At 62.0% G+C, this 18,656-nt stretch carries 15 protein-coding genes and 1 pseudogene; 3 read left to right on the top strand and 13 right to left on the bottom strand.

The window, feature by feature from the left end; translation table 11 throughout:
- The 3 genes and pseudogenes from BRAS3809_RS37055 to BRAS3809_RS12535 form a co-directional block, all read left to right on the top strand.
- Positions 1-190 (top strand): annotated as a pseudogene (locus tag BRAS3809_RS37055) (hypothetical protein); the annotation flags it as partial.
- A 202-nt stretch (positions 191-392) separates the two neighbouring features.
- Positions 393-2,378 (top strand): TIGR04372 family glycosyltransferase, encoded by a 1,986-nt coding sequence (locus BRAS3809_RS12540; protein WP_083839097.1) that lies wholly within the window; start codon positions 393-395, stop codon positions 2,376-2,378.
- 297 nt (positions 2,379-2,675) lie between these two features.
- Positions 2,676-3,674: a TylF/MycF/NovP-related O-methyltransferase gene (locus BRAS3809_RS12535; protein WP_170323278.1), complete on the top strand. Its 999-nt coding sequence runs from the start codon at positions 2,676-2,678 to the stop codon at positions 3,672-3,674.
- A gap of 205 nt (positions 3,675-3,879) precedes the next feature.
- On the opposite strand, the gene BRAS3809_RS12530 is transcribed toward BRAS3809_RS12535, so the two are convergent.
- From BRAS3809_RS12530 to BRAS3809_RS12470, 13 genes are all read right to left on the bottom strand, one after another.
- Positions 3,880-5,787 carry an acyltransferase family protein gene (locus BRAS3809_RS12530; RefSeq protein ID WP_139017344.1) on the bottom strand — a complete coding sequence of 636 codons (1,908 nt, stop codon included), beginning with the start codon at positions 5,785-5,787 and terminating at the stop codon, positions 3,880-3,882.
- Between the two features lie 149 nt (positions 5,788-5,936).
- Positions 5,937-7,946, bottom strand: coding sequence for a TIGR04372 family glycosyltransferase (locus tag BRAS3809_RS12525; RefSeq protein ID WP_170323277.1), 2,010 nt, complete (start codon positions 7,944-7,946; stop codon positions 5,937-5,939).
- 280 nt (positions 7,947-8,226) lie between these two features.
- Positions 8,227-8,889, bottom strand: a complete 663-nt coding sequence (locus BRAS3809_RS12520; protein WP_008962463.1) for a class I SAM-dependent methyltransferase — start codon at positions 8,887-8,889, stop codon at positions 8,227-8,229.
- Between the two features lie 27 nt (positions 8,890-8,916).
- Positions 8,917-9,954, bottom strand: coding sequence for an aminoglycoside phosphotransferase family protein (locus BRAS3809_RS12515; protein ID WP_008962462.1), 1,038 nt, complete (start codon positions 9,952-9,954; stop codon positions 8,917-8,919).
- Positions 9,941-10,555, bottom strand: a complete 615-nt coding sequence (locus BRAS3809_RS12510; RefSeq protein ID WP_008962461.1) for a hypothetical protein — start codon at positions 10,553-10,555, stop codon at positions 9,941-9,943. The genes BRAS3809_RS12515 and BRAS3809_RS12510 overlap by 14 nt, the downstream gene beginning before the upstream one ends.
- A gap of 9 nt (positions 10,556-10,564) precedes the next feature.
- On the bottom strand, positions 10,565-11,602 hold the full coding sequence (locus BRAS3809_RS12505; RefSeq protein WP_008962460.1) for a zinc-binding dehydrogenase: 1,038 nt from the start codon (positions 11,600-11,602) through the stop codon (positions 10,565-10,567).
- A gap of 8 nt (positions 11,603-11,610) precedes the next feature.
- Entirely contained in the window at positions 11,611-12,534 is a 924-nt protein-coding gene (locus tag BRAS3809_RS12500; protein ID WP_008962459.1) for a transketolase family protein, read from the bottom strand.
- Entirely contained in the window at positions 12,531-13,379 is an 849-nt protein-coding gene (locus tag BRAS3809_RS12495) for a transketolase (protein ID WP_008962458.1), read from the bottom strand. The genes BRAS3809_RS12500 and BRAS3809_RS12495 overlap by 4 nt, the downstream gene beginning before the upstream one ends.
- Positions 13,380-13,445: 66 nt before the next feature.
- On the bottom strand, positions 13,446-14,444 hold the full coding sequence (locus BRAS3809_RS12490; protein ID WP_008962457.1) for an NAD-dependent epimerase/dehydratase family protein: 999 nt from the start codon (positions 14,442-14,444) through the stop codon (positions 13,446-13,448).
- Positions 14,445-14,456: 12 nt separating this feature from the next.
- Positions 14,457-15,065 (bottom strand): SIS domain-containing protein, encoded by a 609-nt coding sequence (locus BRAS3809_RS12485; RefSeq protein ID WP_035656188.1) that lies wholly within the window; start codon positions 15,063-15,065, stop codon positions 14,457-14,459.
- Positions 15,062-16,000 (bottom strand): NAD-dependent epimerase/dehydratase family protein, encoded by a 939-nt coding sequence (locus BRAS3809_RS12480; protein WP_008962455.1) that lies wholly within the window; start codon positions 15,998-16,000, stop codon positions 15,062-15,064. Before BRAS3809_RS12480 ends, BRAS3809_RS12485 begins: the two co-directional genes overlap by 4 nt.
- 108 nt (positions 16,001-16,108) lie before the next feature.
- A complete protein-coding gene (locus BRAS3809_RS12475; RefSeq protein ID WP_008962454.1) occupies positions 16,109-16,831 on the bottom strand; it encodes a nucleotidyltransferase family protein in 723 nt (240 codons plus the stop codon).
- A 33-nt stretch (positions 16,832-16,864) separates the two neighbouring features.
- Positions 16,865-18,370 (bottom strand): PfkB family carbohydrate kinase, encoded by a 1,506-nt coding sequence (locus BRAS3809_RS12470; RefSeq protein WP_008962453.1) that lies wholly within the window; start codon positions 18,368-18,370, stop codon positions 16,865-16,867.
- Positions 18,371-18,656: the final 286 nt, after the last annotated feature.

Below are 18,656 nucleotides of genomic sequence, written 5' to 3'. Positions count from 1 at the left end.
CGGGATTCCTCAAAGCCGCATTGGCTGCGTTCACGGCCCTCGTCCTGCTATTCGTCGGACTGGACGGCTGGTGCTCGGTCAGCTGGCGGTCTGCTCGCTGGTCTTCATGATGATCGATTGGCTGGGCCTGCTCCCTCTACGCGCGTGGGTCCGGGGCCTGATTGCGCTGATCGACCGGGCATTGCTCTGAACAGCAGGCCGCTCGCAGTCTCCCCGCCCATCCGGGAATTCAGCGGCTGTTGCTGAGTCTCATATCCTCTGCTTGATCGTTGGCTCGCCTTCAGCAAGATAGGCTGGCGGCTCCGCTGAACTTGGCTGGCAAGGCCGCATGTCGTTGTATGGTTCCGGCGTTGCCGACGCCAAATTCGCACGATGTGCACAGGAATTTCGAGATGTCGTCATTGTCGGTCGTCGAGATCTCACGGGTGAGAGAGTGGTCCTTGGCGAAGAGGCGGCAGCTGATACTGGTAGCGACGGGCCTTGCCGCGAGGCTGCTGGGAGTTCTGCCCCCGCGTTCGGCCTTTGCGATCCTCGTGGCCCTGGACATCCTCGAGCTTCGGGGGAGGCGCCGCATCGAGGCCGCCTATAGCCGTCATGTGACGTCGTTGTTGACCAAGAATCCGACTTTGCAGTTTTCCGTCCCGCTGCTGCGGCGATATCCCGGGCGAACAGTCGGTGGTCTGATCCGGATCGGAGCTCTGCAGGAAGCCCTCGATGTAGCCCTGCAGAATCCGTCGTTCGTCAAATACACCGACGCCGGCGACCAGCTCGTTCGCGCATTGTTCGAGGTCGGAGAATTCGAACAGGCGCAGCGGCTGGTGCCGGCCGTCGCATCGCAGGACCTCGTCGGCGGAAACGGCCATCTCGTGTTCCTGAAGGCGATGCTGGACGTCATCAGCGGCAACGAGGCTGACGCGATCGAGGCCGTGATGGAGGCGGGCCGCCGGACGCACTACTACCTGCGTCCCCACCAGAACATGGCCGCGCGCCCGGCCCAGAACTACAGTCCCAATCCTCTCGATTTTGCCTGTGGCGCCGAAGGACGGCTGTTCGACCTCTGCAACTTCACGGGGCAGCGCGTCACGCATGTCGGCCGCGGCGATCTCGGAATCGAGCTATTCGCCCGGGCGCTTGCTGCGCAGTCCGAGCTCCGCCGCCGGTTGCAGCCGCCGATATCCGCCGAGCTGACGTTGACGCTGGCCAGGCTGAATGTCCCATTGGACCAGCTGAAGATCATTCCCGAGGAATGGAGCACCCAGATCGGTCATCTCGGGATGCTCGATATCCTGTTTCGCATGCGGGAACTGGGGTGGTGGTCGGGCCAGGCCGTGATGGTCGTTCGTCCGGGCCTCGTTGCGAACAGTGCGTTTCTCCGTCTGTTCGAGCGCTTCGGCCACGTCGTCATTGTCGGCGAGACCGTCTCGCACGCCGTCGGCGAGGAGCTCCTGTCGTTGCAGCGCTGGTATGGGATGAACTTCAACGTGTTCGAGATGCCCAACGGTGATGTCCTGCCTTGGCAGGAGGCCGGGGCATTGGCCATTTCGCAATGGGAGCAGCAGGGCCGGGGACATCCGCTACGGGAGGAATTCGACCGGCTGCTGGGCCCGTCATCGAAGGTGCAGGACGACTTTCGACGCATGCGCGAAACGTTCGGCATGAAGCCGGACGACTGGTATGTCTGTCTGCACATTCGCGACGCCTCCCATTACGGCGAGGTCACCGGGGCTGGGCAGACCCATCGCAATGCGCCGATCGAGAGCTACGTCGATGCGGTCCGCTTCATCACCGGCAAGGGCGGCTGGGTGATCAAGCTCGGCGGTCCGAAGTCCCCTCAGTTGCCGCCGCTCGATCGGACGATCGACTACGCATGGAGCGACTTCCGTTCCGAAGCGATGGACATCTGTCTCATTCGGCACGCCAGGATGTTCATCGGAACGACGTCGGGCTTGACCAATGTCGCCATCAGCTTTGGCATTCCGAGCGCGATCGTCAACTGCATCACCACGGACTCCCAGCTTTGGACAAGTCTCGTGCGCTTCGTGCCGAAACCGGTTCGTCTCGCCGACGGAACGATGCTGACGCAGGCCCAGCTCTCGTCGCCGCCGTGGCGCTGGCGTCTTTTTGACGCTGGCGTTCTGAGCCGAAGCGGCGCGTATCCGTGCAACAATACGGCTGACGAGATCTGTGCGGTCGTCGAAGAGGTCGAGGCATTGGCGTCTGGACGATCCGCGGAGCAGAAAGGGGCAGGGCAATTGCTCGCGCATTGGCAGAAGCAGCTGACCATCCCTCTTCATTACGGAACGGGTTCGATAAGCCCTCACTATATTAACAAATATGCGGACGGCTTCTTGGCTGCTCAAGAAAGGCCTGGAGCATAGCTTCTGATTAGCTCCTGGTTGGAAGAAGCTCTCATCCAAAGGATTCATTGGGGTATCGGACTTCGCTTGCTGCAGGATGTCGGACGCCAGCGGCGGACTTGAAGTCGAGAACGAAGGTGTTTAGTCTCGTGGCCGTCCGTCTTATATTCTTGCCTTAGCTCTATCAAATCGCCTAACGCCATCGCTCGCCGCCGTCACAGGGGGCTCTTGAACTCAGTGAACCTTCGGGGCTCAATGTTTAAACGGTTGATTCCACGCGCGGCTCGTGACGTCGCGCACGCCATGTTCAAGAGGCGAGTGTCGGACACCCCGGAATCGTTCTCTGCCGAGTCCCATTACGAATTGGGTAAAGCGGCTCGTGAACGTGGGGACGATGAGGCAGCGTTCAGAGGCTTCGCAAGAGCCAACTCTTTGATACACCGGTATGAGCCGGCACGTGATGCTCTGATTCAAATGTCCAATGAGTGCGCGGCGCGTGCGACGAGTTCGAGCGGTTCGGACAAGTTGAACCTGCTGGTTCGAGCGCTTGAGATGAATCCGCTCAATTCGGAAGTCCGTTCGCAAATCGAGCAATTTCTTCGCGACCGCCAGGGCGGCGACGATCTGACTAAAATGTGCTTCGTATTCTTCGATGCCGACCGCGCCAAGCGCGTGCACGATGAAGCCTACCGCCGCGCCCTCGAATTCGTGACGATCGGAGGCATTCCAGGCGCCGTCATGGAGTTTGGGGTCCTTGGTGGCTGGTCCGCCCGAATATTCTGCGAAATCATGCGCGATATCTTCAATCTGAATGATATCTATCTGTTCGATTCCTTCGACGGATTGCCGGAGTACACGTCCGCTATCGACCGAGATAGCTACGAGATTGGCGGCCGAAATATATGGTCGGGTAAGATGAAGTTCCCCGCCGACTGGCTTAAACAGTTCGGTCAGCCGCACCAATGGCACATTCGCGATCGGCTCTCGGAGGTGATCCGCCCTGAGCGGATCATCGTTCGACAAGGGTTCTACTCAGAGACACTCAAGGCGACACCGCAAGAGAAGGTTGCAGTCGCTCATATCGACTGCGATCTGTATCAGTCGACCATCGAGGTTCTCGAAGGTCTTCACCGGGGCAATTGCCTCCAGGATGGGACGGTCCTGCTGTTCGACGATTGGAATTGCAACAAGGCTAATCCGAATTTTGGGGAGCGTAGGGCACTGCGGGACTTCCTCCAGTCTCAGAGGGATTTTACTGCAACTCCCTGGTTTACCTATGGATGGGGCGGCGCTGCCTATATTTTGCATGCGACGTAACTGAGTGTCCGTTCCCGGCGACAGTTAATGCGGGCAGGCCTATAGACCACGGCGGTGCGCGTGTCGTTCTCGTTACGAGCGAGCGCGGTATATCCGTTGCTGGGGGGACGAACCAGAGGCCAATCTAGGCGGCATGAGGATCCCATTCGGCTCTTGATAGCAAGAGATCGGAGCACGATCCGATGCCATCCGCTCGTATCTTGATTTAGGGTTTGGCTTCCAAGATGCGGTCGATGCTCTTGCCTACCAGATACGTTGATCCGGCGGGAGTGAAATGGCCGTTGTCGAACGTCACGAGTTCAGGGCCGATGCGGGTGAGGCATCCAGCTTCGTTACACAGCAGCCGATGTGCTGAAATGTAATCAAGCCCGAGCGCTGTTGCTTCAGATTCGACCATTGCTTCCGCCGCGCTCGTCCAGTTCTCGTTGGACCGAAACCAAGTACGTTCGGGCAGCAGTGCGAAATTGCCACTTTGATAATAGTAATCAAGAATGTTCGCCGGTAGGCCGTCGCCAAGCCAGCTCGCCACCGGTCCGATGACTACTATCTTTTTGGTAAGCGGCTTGACGAGCGCAACCGAGCGCCTCAGATCGCGCCTGAAGTCGTCGACTTGTCGATGATAGCTCCATGTCGAATGAAAAATCACGACATCCGGCTGCAAGGTCGAGAGCCGCCTAAGGACATCATCATTGATGGATTTGCAGAATGGCCGCTCGGGGTTGACGTAATCGATCAGCGGAGGGCAAGCCGAAGCCGTGAACTGAGCCAGATCGAAATTGCGTGCGGGGGCGAAATGCCGGAGACCAGGAGAGAGTGCGGCAGCGTACGAGTCGCCCCAGATGACGACGAGGGGCCGATCGCCATTGCCGGTACATTCCGGCGCAAACTGCTCTGGACCCTGATCGGGCAGCAATAGGCATTTTCCCGAACGCATGGCGGCCAAGGAGTCTTCGTTTGTGAGCATGAACGGACGGATCTTGGCCGGGATGCGGATCGGCAGCCCATGCGTGAGATCAGCTGCGACGCCGACTAAAGCAAGAGCGATCATCGCGGTCGCCAGGCCGCCAACTTTCAGCCGGACGTTCCTGTTTCCAAAACGCAGGGGGCGCTCCACCGCTGCGTAAGTCAGCCATGCGAGCAGACCGCTGACCAGCAGGATGGCCAGCATGTAACCCACCGGCACACTGTCGACGAAGTGAATGCGGGCGTATGCCATCAGCGGAAAATGCCACAGATACAGCGGGTAGCTGATCAGGCCGAGAAACACCATCGGAGGCGTAACGAGCAGACGATGGATTAAGCTCCCGCGGCCGGCGATCAGGACGGCAGCCCCGACCACTGGGAGAAGTGTAAACCAGCCGGGATGCGAAAATCCGGGTTGATAGATTCCGAAGCTAATCAGAATGCCGATAAAGCCGCACCACGCTGCCAAGTCAGACGCACGTCGCAAACGAGAGTCTGCTTCCGGAAGGCCTGGGGTTCGATCGCCATGCCAGACCGCGAGCGCAGATCCGGCCAGCAATTCCCAGGCGCGCGTAAACGGAAGATAGAAGGCGTAGTCGGGCGCTCGCGTGCCTACGATCAGGCAAAGCACGAACGAGGCCGCCCCAAAGACCGTCGCCACGATCAATCCATTCATTTTCCAGCGGCGAACCAAGAGCAGAACCAACGGCCAGACGACGTAGTATTGTTCCTCTATGCCGAGGGACCAAAGATGCAGCAGCGGCTTCTTTTCCGCAGCGATATCGAAATATCCAACCTGGCCGAGCAGGACGAAGTTTTGCAGAAAGACGACGCTGGCGGCAATATTGGTTCCTAGCGACTGCATTTCGTGCAAGGGCAGCAAAAACCAGCCCAGCGTGAAAGTTGTGGCGATGACGAGCACAAGCGCAGGAAAGATGCGGCGAATACGTCGCGCATAGAAGTCCGCGATATTGAAGCGCTGCTGCGAGATTTGCAGACGAATGAGGGACGTTATCAAATAGCCCGAAATGACGAAGAAAACATCGACGCCGAAAAAACCTCCAGGCAGCGCAGCTGGAAAAGCGTGATAGACCAGTACCGCAAGCACCGCGAGCGCCCGCAAGCCGTCGATGTCCGCACGGTACCGCATGAGGGGCTGCTGAGTCGGCTTGGACGTTTCGGCGTAAGTGTTGAGTCCGGCGACTATCATGTCTGCGCGCGTACCTTGTTCCGAAGTCGCCGCCTGGTGAGAATAAGCTTCAACTCATCTCCAGGTGGTCTTGTTTTGGATCTTCGGTGCTAATCGGGCGACCGTAGCAGATCGGGGTGCTTGTCCAGAAAGTAGCTTGAGGGGCTCGCTGCTCCAAAAAAATCGGGAAGTTCGAAGCCCGCCTGCCACTTTGCAGGCGGCATCGGCGCCGGCGGTTTAGAGAAAGCCAGGCTGAGCACCTCTTTGACCGTCTCGAGGATTTCATCGGGAGTATTACTCTCCACCGTAAGTCCTGCCTCAGCAAGGGTCTCGAAGTTCGCCAACGCCCAACGGAAGCGGTCGGATGTCAGTTCTGAAAGCGAAAGCAGTCGTCCGGCTTGGGTGCGTACCGGCTTCGTCGCAAAGCGGGTTTGCTTGGTCCAAAGGAGTCCCATCGAGGAAATCGCATCGACCATTGCCGAGGGTACGCCTAGACTTGACGCGACATAGGCGAATCCGGATGTCGTGCCGATGAACATCTTGGCATGGCGAACGAGGTGTATATCCATTTCCGCATCTTTTTCGACGGAATGAGCATAATCAATCACTCGATCCATCGGTGGCAACGGCGGTGCCTTCGGACCGCCCATTCTGATGATCCAGCCTCCCATTGATCGGACATGCTCGATGGCATCAAGATAGTTTTGTAGCTCCGTGTTGCGGATGGATTCTCCCATCCCCTCGATGTTGCCCCGCGTGGCGGCGTCTCGCATGTGAAGGCAAACGTACCAATCACCGGGCATGATGCCCCACTTCCGCCGAGCGCGCTCGAAACGTTCCGATGTGAGATGCGTTGCGGGGCGACTATCATAAGCCGTGACCAGCGGGAGAGCACGACCTTGTCGCTCCCACTCCGCCACCGCCATCGCACCCGCATCGTTCCAGTTCATAGAACGTCCGTCAGGGCGCTTGAACGTGTGCGGAACGCTCACGAATGGCGTCAGGCTTGCGACCTCGTGCCAAACCGCGGAGCTGATGTTCTCTTCGAGAATCCAAATCGGGCAACGATCTTCCATCGAAGAGAGAAAGGCTCTGTTCGCAATCTTCTCCGCATAGGTGAAAAGAAGGGGTGAGCCACTCCACCAGCCCAGTTCCCGCATCAAGAGGTGCACGTTCAGATGGCCGGAATGACCGATGACGGCGCCCCAGTCCGGTAGCAAAAGACGAAGGTCCGTCAGTTCGGTGATGCCGACACGCTCAAGCTCGGACCTCAACTGACGAGAGATCGCGGGCATGCGCTGCCGTATCAGGCCTTGTTTAAGTTCCGCTGCCTCTGAAATCGTGCGGACCCATGCTCCCTCGCCGTTATTGTAGGTGCGAGCTTCCAAATGACGTAACGCGTAGTGGCACGCGATGTCTCTTGCTTCTGCTGCATCCGCGTGAGGGAATGGCTCCCAGTATTGACCGGCAGAATTGCGTTCGGAAATGATTTCCGGGTGTGGCGTCAGGTTCAGGGTCGATTGCAGTTCATCGATGACTGATTTGTTCTGGAAAAGATAGGGAACGTAGCTGTCAATGCGCGCGTGCGTCAGGTCGGCCCTGAGCGCGGCTCTTGCGCGATAGACGTTTTCTTCCAGTTCAAAAAGCTGGCTGTCGGTTATTTTGCGCACTAACTTAGCGTACTCTGCCAGATAATCTTTCGAAGTCTCCTGCCAGCCTACGTAGTGCAGTTGCGTCGCCAAGTTCATCGAATAACCCGAAGCCACGGCGCGAGCGCACTCGTGAAGCGCTTTTAGCAAAGCTTCGTCGGCTCGTTTCCAGTCCAACTGGGGGAATAAGTTCAGGGCGTCGAGATAGTGTCCGGATGTGTAAAGATAATACCAGACTTCGTTTGCATAACCCGCCGCCACGAGAGATGAACGCAGCCAATATACATTTTTTCCCAGTTTCGGACCGCAGAAAAATGCGAAATGATGGTCCAAATCCTGTCTTCGTTGATGCCGTCGAAATGCAACCGTGACAGCTGTTGCCCAGCGAAACGGAAGAAAGACGAACAAGCAGTTTTGGCAAAACTCCTTTCCGCCCAGCCGTTCCGCCAGGGAAAGGGTGATCGCGATCAACTTCGCTATCGCTTTATCGCGTCTCACCCTGATCTGGGACATTGGGTATGCTTGGCACTCAGCGCGATTCCACTCCAGGCTGGATTCGTGAGGTTTCATGCGAGCGAACCTTCATCTTTTTATGGCTTCTGGCGCGACCATTGGGCCGCCCCTCTATCAACGTCAGCGCCTGGAACGATGCCACGCATTGCCGACGTTGAAGGTTGGCTTGGATCCATTTCTCTTAGAAGGTCGGCCTGGAAACAGAGTTGCTGCCTATGCTCTGAATCCGTCTCGCGGCTTATTCGAAGAAGATGAATTCGTGGTCGCCGGTGTAGCCGGAGCGCTTGAATTCGAAGGCCCATTCCTCGGGGGTGTGGAAGATGCGGCAGGTGAGCTGCCAGTACATCAGGTTCACCTTCTCGCGCTCGTTGCGGTAGCCCTCGACGCAGAGATACTTCGCGCCGCGGCTGACGCGCTCCATCTCGCGCAGCGCGGCGTCGAGATCGTAGTTGTAGAGGTTGTGCAGCGTGTTGATCGAGATGACGAGATCGAAATACTTGTCCGGGTAGGGCAGCTTGGCGGCGGAGCCGACCTGGCAGAACGGCTTGACGCTCTCCATCGTGTGCTCGACGCCATAGGACGAGATGTCGATGCCGGCGACCTCGAGGTCCGGAATGGCCTCGCGGAAATCGTGCAGGATGAAGCCCTTGCCGGAGCCGACGTCGAGCAAGCGCATGCCCGGCTTGATGCCGTAGGTCTCGATCATGGCGTCGGCGACCTTGCGCCAGCGGCCGTCATATTTGTAGCCGCCATAGCCGGTCTCGCGGCTGCCGTCCCAATAATCATAGTCGTACTTGATCGCCATTTCCGCGACATCGGCCTTGTCGCGCTGGGTGACGCGCGCGAGATAGTCGCGCTTGGTCGATTTGTGGACGAGACTGACGAACTCGCGATAGGCCATGAAGCTCTCCGGGCGTGTGAGTGTCGGTTAATCGGATGTGGCGCCGATCAGGCCGAGCTGCGCCTCGGCCTTGGCGAGCTGCGCGGCGCAGCGCTGCGCCCAGGCGCCGGTGTCGGCGAAGGCGCGGCGCGTGGCCCCGAGCGGCAGGAAGTCGTTCAGGATGATGCAGGTCCATTTGACTTGGTAGGCATCGATCAGGAGGCGGCAGCGCGCGACGCTCGCGGCGTCGAGCCCGAGGCCCTCGGTCAGCCGGTCGATGAAGTGCTCGTGCACGGCCAGCGGCACCGGCACCTCGGGCTGGCAGAAGAAATCGGAGACCAGCTTGGCCGGGTCGTCGCGGCCGGCATATTCGAAGTCGAGGAAGGTAAGCTTGCCCTGGTCGTCGATCAGCGCGTTGTGGAAGCCGAAATCGGACGGCGACAGGCAGACCTGGTTGGAGGGGATTGGGGCCTCCAAGGCGAGCCCTTCGGCCGCGGCGCCATGCAGAACGGCTGCCTTCACCTCGGCCCAGGCCGGCTGCAGCCGGTCCGCCACGAAGGCCCTGGCCTCGGCGACATGCGGGACCTCGGCATCGAGCGTCGCCAGCCGGGCCACGCGGCGCTCGACGGTGGCGAGGTGCTCGGCGAGCGAGAAACAGGCTTCCGATCCCGGCGCCAGGGCGGGGCGGGGCGGAGCGTTCACCGCCAGCACGAAATCGATCGCGGCGTCGACGTGAGCCGGCGCCAATTCGAGCGCCGTCAGCTTGCGGCCCGCCACGAAGCTGTAGAGGCCAGCCTGCTCGGCGCGATCGCAGGCGAGCGGCTCCGGCACGACCCGGACGCCGTGCGACCAGGCGTGGCTGACAAAACTCCACTCGGCGCCGAGCCGGTCGCGGGTGTCGCGGGCGTCGGTGAAGTAGCGCTTGAGGACGAGCGGGCCAGCTTCAGTATCGAGACGGAAGACCTGGTTGTTGCGGCCGCCGGCGAGCCGGGTCAGCGCCGTCGGACTCGCCTTGCCGGCCTGCGCGGCGAGGCGCTGCGCCAGTGCCAGCAGGGCGGCGTCCGCGCTGGCCTCAGCCGCGGTCACGGAGATCCGCCGCGATCTCGGCCCAGGACGCGCGGCGCTCATAGGGCACGGGCTTGGCCGCGAACTGGTTCTCCGGGTCGAACAGCACCTTGCGCATGCCGTCCGGGAATCCGCTCATGCCCAGGATCTCCGGCAGATCGTCGACAAAAACGTCGCAACCCAGCGCGTGCGCGCGGGCGACCTTCTCGTCCTTGGTCAGCTCGAAGAACACCCTGTCCGGCGCGATCTGGCTGTCGGCCGATCCCATCAGTCCGCGGTCGGTCAGGAAGCCGCGCGCGGCGGCATGCATGTCGTGCTTGGGCCCGAGAATGGGGTGCTTGGTCTTATGGCTGACGATGAACAGGTCGTGACCGGCGGCGGGGGCGGCCGTGACGAACTCGGCGAAGCCGGGGTAGGGCGACACCAGGTCCATGCGGGCGCCGTAGACGTAGCCCTGCAACTCGGTGAAATCGTCCTTGCGGCCGGAGCCGTTGAGATGGTCGCGGACGCTGTTCTTGTCGCGGCCGAGATCGGCCGGGATCAGGCCGCGCTCCAGCGCGGCCGCATGAAACACGCCGTCATAGCAGGCGATCGTGTTGTCGAAGTCGATCCCGATCCGCATGGCCAGAACTTAGCGCAGCGACATGTCGATCAGCGGACGGCCGACCTTGCCGGCGGCGAGGTCCTGCAGCGCCTGGTCGGCCTGGGCGAGGCTGTAGGGCTTCGACAGGAGGTCGCGCACCGGGAAGCGGCCGGAACTCAGCAGCCGGCCGTAGCGTCCGTAATCGCGATCCGGCACGCTGTCGCCGCCCCAGGTGCCGAGCAGGCTCTTGCCCTGGTTGAAGACGCCCGGATTCAGCGTGAGCGCCGCGCCGTGCTTGGCATTGCCGATCACGACCGCGCGGCCGCCCTGCTGGCGCGTGGCGTTGACAGCCTGATCCATGACGCCGGGGATGCCGGAGGATTCCACCGCGAGATCAACGCCCTGCGGCACGATCTTCTTGATCTCGGCCAGCACGTCGGAAGCCGCATCGATCACATGCGTGGCGCCGTAGATCTTGGCGAGCGCGCGGCGGGTCGGGTTGGGGTCGATGCCGATCACCGGCATCGCGCCGGCGAGCGCCGCCGCCATCAACGCGTTGAGGCCGATGCCGCCGGTGCCGAACACGGCGACCGCATCGCCCGGCTGCACCTTCAGCACGTTGTAGACCGCGCCCATGCCGGTCGGCGCGGCGCAGCCGAGCAGCACCGCGATATCCATCGGCAGGTCGGGCGGCAGCAGGGTCAGGCGGTTCTCGCTGACGACGGAGTGGCGCTGGAAGGTGGTGACGCCGCCGGCGTTGACCTTCTTGCCGTCCCAGTCATAGACGGCGCCGCCGGCCTCGATGCCGGTGCCCTTGATCCAGGACAGCACGACCTTGTCGCCGACCTTGACCTTGGTGACGGCGCTGCCGGTCTCGATGACCGTGCCGGTGCCTTCATGGCCCAGGCAGTGCGGCACCCATTTGTCCTCGCCCTTGTCGCCGCGCCACTCCATCACCTGGGTACCGCAGGCGCCGGAATAGGCGATCTCGACCAGCACCTGGCCCGGCTTCAAGGCGGGCGTCTCGATCTCGGCGAGCACGAGCGGCTGGCCGGTCTGGACCAGGAGGGCAGCTTGGGTCTTCATGTGATGTCTCAGCTCAAGGCGTGGATGATCTTGTCCGCGATCTGGTGGCCGGTCAGGCCGAGCACCTCGCGGGCATATTCCTGTTCACCGGATTTCTTGAAGAAGGCATCCGGCGTCCCGAAGCGCAGGAATTTCTTCGCCTGCGTCTCGCTGTCGACGAGCCATTCCGACACGGCCGCGCCAAAGCCGCCGATCAGCGAATGCTCCTCGATGGTCGCGACCAGCTTGAAGCGGCTGAAGGCCTGCTTGAGCTTGTCCTCATCGAGCGGCTTCACGGTGTGGAAGCTGACGACCTCGGCGGAGATGCCCTTCTCCTTCAACTTGTGTGCGGCTTCAATGGCTTCCGGCAGCATGTTGCCGGTCGAGAGCAGGCACACATCGGAGCCTTCCTCGATCGTGATGGCCTTGCCGATCTTGAAATCCGCGATGGGGCCCTTGTGAACGACAGGCTCACCCTTCTTGCCCATGCGGATGTACACGGGGCGGTCCTGCTGCATCGCCGCGCGCAGGGCGCCGCGCACCTCGAAGGCATCGCCCGGGCAGATCACGACCATGTTCGGGATCGAGCGCAGGAACGAGATGTCCTCGCAAGCATGATGGGTGGGCCCAAGGCCGGAATAGGCGAGGCCGGCGCCGACGGCGACGATGGTCACCGGGGCCTCGTGATAGCAGACGTCGGTGCGGATCTGCTCCAGGCAGCGCGTCGTCACGAACGGGGTGATCGTATAGGCGACCGGGCGCAGGCCGTTCATGGCCATGCCGGCGGCGACGCCCATCATATTGGCTTCCGCCACGCCGCAGTTGAAAAAGCGGCTCGGATGCTTGTCCTTGAACTTGTCGAACAGCCGGTTGCCGATGTCGCCCGACAGCATCACGACGCGGCTGTCCTCGTTGCCGAGCTTGGTCAGTTCGTCCGCGAATGCGTTTCTCATGACAGGCCGAGCTCCTTGAACGACTTGACGACTTCCTCAGCGGTGGGGGCGCGATAGTGCCAGTTGTTGTCGTCCTCCATGAACGACACGCCCTTGCCCTTCACGGTGTGGGCGATCAGCGCCACCGGCTTGCCCGAGCCGTTCGGGATGTTCTGCATCGCTTCCGCCAGCGCGGCGACGTCATGGCCGTCGATCTCATGCGCGTCCCAGCCGAAGGCGGCCCATTTGTCGCGCAGCGGCGCCAGCATCAAGGTCTCGTTGGAGCGCGCGGTCGCCTGCCACTTGTTGTAGTCGACGACGACGCAGACGTTCTCGAGCTTCTGAGCGGCGGCAAACATCGCAGCCTCCCACACCGAGCCCTCGTTGTTCTCGCCGTCCGAGAGCAGCGCGAACACGCGGTAGTTCTCGCCCTTGATGCGGCCGGCCAGCGCCATGCCGCAGCCGAGCGGCAGGCCGTGGCCGAGCGAGCCGGTGGCCGCCTCGACGCCGGGCAAGAGGTTTGCCGGCGGATGCTCGGCGAGCCTGCCGCCGTCCTGGCAATAGGTATCGAGCTCCTCGATCGGGAAGTAACCCTTCATCGCCAAGGTCGCGAACAGCGCCGCGGCGGCATGGCCCTTCGACAGGATGAAGCGGTCGCGCAGCGGATCGGTCGGGTTCTTCGGGTCGATGTTCAGGACGTGCCAATAGGCCGCGGTCATCGCATCGGCGCAGGACAGCGACGAGGCGAGATGCGCGGCCTGGGCCTTGTGCGACATCTCGATGATCTTGCCGCGCAGCTTCGCGGCCTGCGCCTTCAGGGCGGCCACGTCGGGCTTGGCCGCGGTGTTCCGGACTGCCACGTTCATCGTGCTCTCCAGTCGCGCCTCCCTGGGAGGCGCAGGGCGCGCTTCCCGAGGGAAGCGCTGGGTCGATCAGGGTTTATGCTCGTACTTGGTCGGCAGCTTGGCCATGACATCCTCGAAGCGCCGCGCCCAGGCGATGACGTCGTCGATGCCCTGTTCCAGCGAGAACGTGTCGCGCCAGCCGAGCTCGGTGCGCAGCTTGAAGCTGTCGAGCGTGTAGGCGGTGTCCTTGCCCGGCCGCTCGGGGCCGATCTCGACGCAGTCCTCGAAGTTCTTGCCGAGGCGGGCGAGGATCATCTCGACCAGGGTGCGGATCGACACCAGCTCGTAGCCGGAAATGTGATAGGTCTCGCCGAGCTTGCCGCTGCGGCCGATCTTCACGGTTGCGTCCGACACGTCGGTCATGTGGATGAACACGCGCACCGACTTGCCGCCACCGTCGAGGCGCAGCTTCTGCCCGGTCATCGCGGCCACGATGGTGCGCGGCACGATGCGGTAGAGCTGCTGGCCCGGGCCGTAGACATTGGCCGCGCGGGTGAAGACGACAGGAAACTGGTAGTTGGCGAAATAGGTGCGCAGGCTCATGTCGCCAGCCGCGCGCGACACCGCATAGGGCGTCGACGGATTGAACGGCGCGTCCTCGCGCACCCAGCCCTCGGTGGAGCCGTAGACCTCCGGCGTCGTCACATGGACGTATCGGTCAAGCCCGTCATAGTTGCGCAGGATGTCGTGCAGGCGGACGGCGGAGACGACGTTGGTCATCATCCAGTGGTCCGGATACAGCCAGCTCTCGCCGACCATGCTCTGCGCCGCGAAGTTCACGACATGGGTCGGCCGTTCGGCCGCAAGCAGCGCCTTCAGCGCATCGAGATCGTGGTTCAGGTCGACGCGCTTGAAGCGCACGCTACCGGGGCGCTTCTGCCACTTGTACGGCAGGAAGGCGTCGTGCGGCTCGTCCGAGCGGCTGGTCGCGATAACGTCGTGACCGGCGGCGGCCAGGAAGTCGACGAAGGTTGCGCCCGAGAAGGAGTTCGAGCCGAGGATCAGGTACTTTTCGTTCGCAGCCATCGTCCCTGTCCGTCAGACCTCGCGCGATGTGATGATGTCGCCACGCTGGGCATACAGCCACTGCATGATCATGTGGCCGATCACCATCTGCGCGTCCTCGGCGATCTGCATGTCGTCGACAGCGAAATGGATCGGCACGTCGGCCAGCGCCTTGGCCTTGCCGCCGGAGAAGCCGAGCACGGCATAGGAGGTCATGCCGATCTTCTTGGCCTCTTCCAGCGCCTTCAGGATGTTCGGCGAATTGCCGGAGCCGGAGAAGGTGATCAGCACGTCGCCCTTGCGCGCGAGCACCGCGAGCTGCAGCGAGAACACCTGGTCGTAGCCTTCGTCATTGGCGAGGCAGGTGATGACGGACGGGTTGGACGACAGCGAATGCACGCGCAGGCCCGAGCCCGGCGTCTTCGACAGCGCGTACAGGAAGTCGTTGGCGAGGTGGTTGGCGTTGCCGCCGCTGCCGCCATTGCCGCAGAAGAACACCTGCCGGCCGGTCTGCCAGCAGTCGCGCAGGTCGTAGGCGAGCTTCTCGACAGGGGTCCAGTCGAAATCCTTCAGCACTGTGCTGAAGCGGCTGGTGTAGTCGGCGAACAGGCTGCCGGGAGTCTTGAAGGCGAGAACGTTCATTTCACGACCTCCTTCTCCATCCATTTCAGATTGTACCAGCGGTCGTCGTTCTTGAGCTGGCCCTGCGAGTACATGCCGATGATTTCCTTGATCGCGTCCTCCACCGTCTTCTTCGGACGGAAGCCGGTTGCGAGCAGGCGGTCGGAATTGACACGATAGCTGCGCGGATCGTTCGAGGGCGTCACGACGACCTCTGCCGGCACGTGCTTGGTGACGAGCTTGGCGATGTCGAGAATCGAGATGTTCTCGAACCCGGCATTGTAGACACCGGTATGTTCGGGATGATCGAGCAGGAAGAGATAGAGATCGGTGATGTCGTCGATATGAATGTTCGGGCGCGTCTGGTCGCCGCCGAACACGGTGATGCGGCCGTTCATCAGCGCCTGCATCGTCAGCATGTTGACGGACACGTCGAGACGCTGGCGCGGAGAGTAGCCGCAGACGGTGGCCGGGCGGACGATCTGCACCACCATGTCGTCCTTGTAGGACAGCACGATGCGCTCGCCGCACATCTTGGTCTTGTTGTATTCGGAAATCGGCAGCAGCTCGAGGTCCTCGGTGACCTGCTCCTCCTCCTTCACGCCGTAGACGCTACCGGAGGAGGCGTAGATGAAGCGCTTGATGCCGTGGCGGTAGGCGCGGTCGGCAAGCTGCATCGTGGCGAGGCAGGAGATCTCCCAGGTCAGCTTCGGGTCGAGATCGCCGCAGGGATCATTGGCGACGCTGGAGAGATGGATGATCGCGTCGACGCCGGTCAGGTCGATGGCGTCCGGATTGCGCACGTCGCCCTGGACAACGGTGAGATCCGGATGCGGATCGAGGAAGTTGCCGAACCACATGATGTCGAACGCGACGACCTTGTGGCCGGCCTTCAGGAGCTTCGGCACGAGCACGCTGCCCTTGTAGCCGCACGCTCCGGTCACGAATATCTTCATCTGCGCAATCCCCGTGGCTCGCCTGTCGTCTCGCCGGCTGGCGCGTCGCGCGCACCTTTATGCAAATTGGCAGGGGAAGGCGACCAGCCTGGCGGCCAAAGCCGCCCGTCAAGCCTCCCCGCCACGGCGCGGTTCGTGCTTAAACTCCAAATGAGCCCGGCGCAAGCTTTCCGGGTTGCCGATGTCCCGATGATAACCGCTGGTTTCCACGCACAAAATGCGTCCCAAATAATTGGGGATGATTTCGGTGGAGAGATCGACGACCGGTTTTCCGAGCGCCGCGATGTCGGTGATGACACGGGGATCAAACACGTAGACCGCGCCATTGGCGAGGTTCCCGGGCGGATTTTTGACCTTCTCGTGGAAAGCGATCACGCGGTGCTCGGCATCCAGCTCGAGAATCCCGCACGAGCTCGGATCGTCGGTCCGGAAGGCCAGCATCGTCATGATGCAGCCGTCGGGCCGGCCCCGATGCGCGGAGAGCAGCCCCTTGACGTCGAAATCGGTCAAATTGTCTGCGTGGGCCACCATGAACGGCTGGTCGCCGAACCACTCGCGGTTGGCGAGCACGGTGCCGCCGGTGCCGAGCAGTTCATCTTCGTGAACGAGATCGATCCGGTCGCGCCATCGCGACTGCGCGACATGGGCGCGGACCTGCTCGGCAAGCCAATGCGTGTTCAACAGCGCCCGCTCGACGCCACCTTCGAACACGAGATCGAGCCAATAGTCCAGCAAGGGCCGATCGTGCACACGTACGAGGCATTTCGGCGTCGTATTGGTCAGCGGGCGCAGCCGGCTTCCGATTCCTGCGGCGAGCAGAAGGGCACGCATGACGTCATCCTGTTCCTGATCCTGCTCTTGAATTTATTCCTGGCTGAAGCCGGTCTCGTCGATCTCGCGCACCAGTTCGGCGGTGGTCAGCGGCAGGTTGCCGACCCGGGAGACCTGGAGGGCGGCGGCCAGCGAGCCGAGATAGGAGGCGCGCCAGATATCCGCTCCCGCGCGCAGGCCCATCGAGCAGGCCATGAAGAAGCTGTCGCCGGCGCCCGAGACATCCTTCGGCGACGGATTGAACGCGGGCAGGCGGTCGGAGGTGAAGATGCCCTCCGCCATCGTGTTGATCAACGCGCCCTCGGCGCCGAGCGTGATCACCAGATTCTTGGTGCGGGCACGCTCGACCAGCCGTTCGCTGATGACGGCGAGGCCGGAGATGAAGTCGTTCAGCGCGACGCGCGCCTCGCGCTCGGTCGGCGTCAGCAGGGTCATGCCCTTGAATCGGGAGACGTCGCCGGTCTGCGACGACACCTGGCTGTCGGCGGCCATCATGACGCCCTGGGCGCGGGCGCGATCGGCGATCGCATCGACCAGATCCTGCGGCAGGCAGCCGTAGTTGAAGCAGGAGAACAGCAGGAGATCGCAGGTCTTCAGCGCGCGCTCGACGGAGGTCAGCATCTGCCGCTGCAAGTCGGCGTCGGAGGCATGCTGGCGCAGATGGTTGACGCGCAGCAGCGTCTTGTTGAGCGCGCGGAAGCGTTGCTTGCGGGTGGTCGGCCGGCTCTGGTCGGTGAAGGCATTGAAGTTCACCCCGTGCTGCTCGAGCGTGCTGCGCGCGAACCGCGCGGCTTCGTCGTCGCCGACCAGTGTGAAGAACTTCACGTCCGCGCCGAGGCCATGCGCATGCGCCGCCACCGCGCCGGCGCCACCGACGAAGGTGCGGGTCATCAGCGGCGTCACGACGATCGTCGGGTCCTCCTGGGACATGCCGACCGCGTCGCAGGTGACATACTCGTCGACGATGAGATCGCCGATGACGGCCACCCGCATGCCGGCAAGCTTGCCGAGCAGATCCTTCAGGTTCGAGATATCGAAGCCGTGACGCTTGGGGAATTCCAGCGGCTTGCGGACAGTGGAAATGTCGATATTGGCGTCGCGCTCCAGCAGCGACAGCGACGCGAACCGCAACTCGCCCGACGAGAAGATCAGGCGGCCGCCATAGGCGTCCACAGCTTCCTGTTCGGGATTGGCGCGGTCCTCGAACTCCTTGCCCTTGACGACGACGGTCGGCTTCAGGTGCGAGATGAAATCGGAGGCATTTGTTTCCAAGCGCACAACATGGTGCACAAAAGCGATGGATCGCACATTTTCGAGGCGCATGTCCTGCGCCAGGGTCACGCCCGGCGTGGAATCCGGGTTCACGCCGACCACCAGCACGTCCGCCTGTTCGGCGGCGAACTTCAAGAGCCGTAAATGTCCGGGGTGCACGACGTTGAAATTGCCTGACACGAACCCAATCGTCTGCCCGGACTCGCAGGATGCGCGAATGCTCTGGCAGGCCAGATCCATCCGCGCCGTATCGATCACCTGGTCCAAGGATTTCGCCTCCGGCTCGATTGTGCTGATCTGGTGGCGGTCACGACAGATTCTGCGCGACCGAATCGCTGACCCGAGAGCGCCTCGTAAGCGTCGCCTCTCGGCTTCGGAGAACCGGCTTCGGCATGTTTCGCTTCAATGGTCGGCGTTGATTTCATTGCGAAAAGTCAATGCATGGTCATGTTAGCTCAGATCGAGCATGGCGGGTCGCTGCATTCGGCTCACCTCTTTATCAGGTGTGCGCAGCAGCACAAACCCCTGTCGGCGGAATGAGGCAGGCGGAACT

Origin of the sequence: Bradyrhizobium sp. STM 3809, assembly GCF_000239795.1 — a bacterium.
Taxonomy (GTDB): Bacteria; Pseudomonadota; Alphaproteobacteria; order Rhizobiales; family Xanthobacteraceae; genus Bradyrhizobium.
This window is presented reverse-complemented; position numbering and strand designations above follow the sequence as displayed.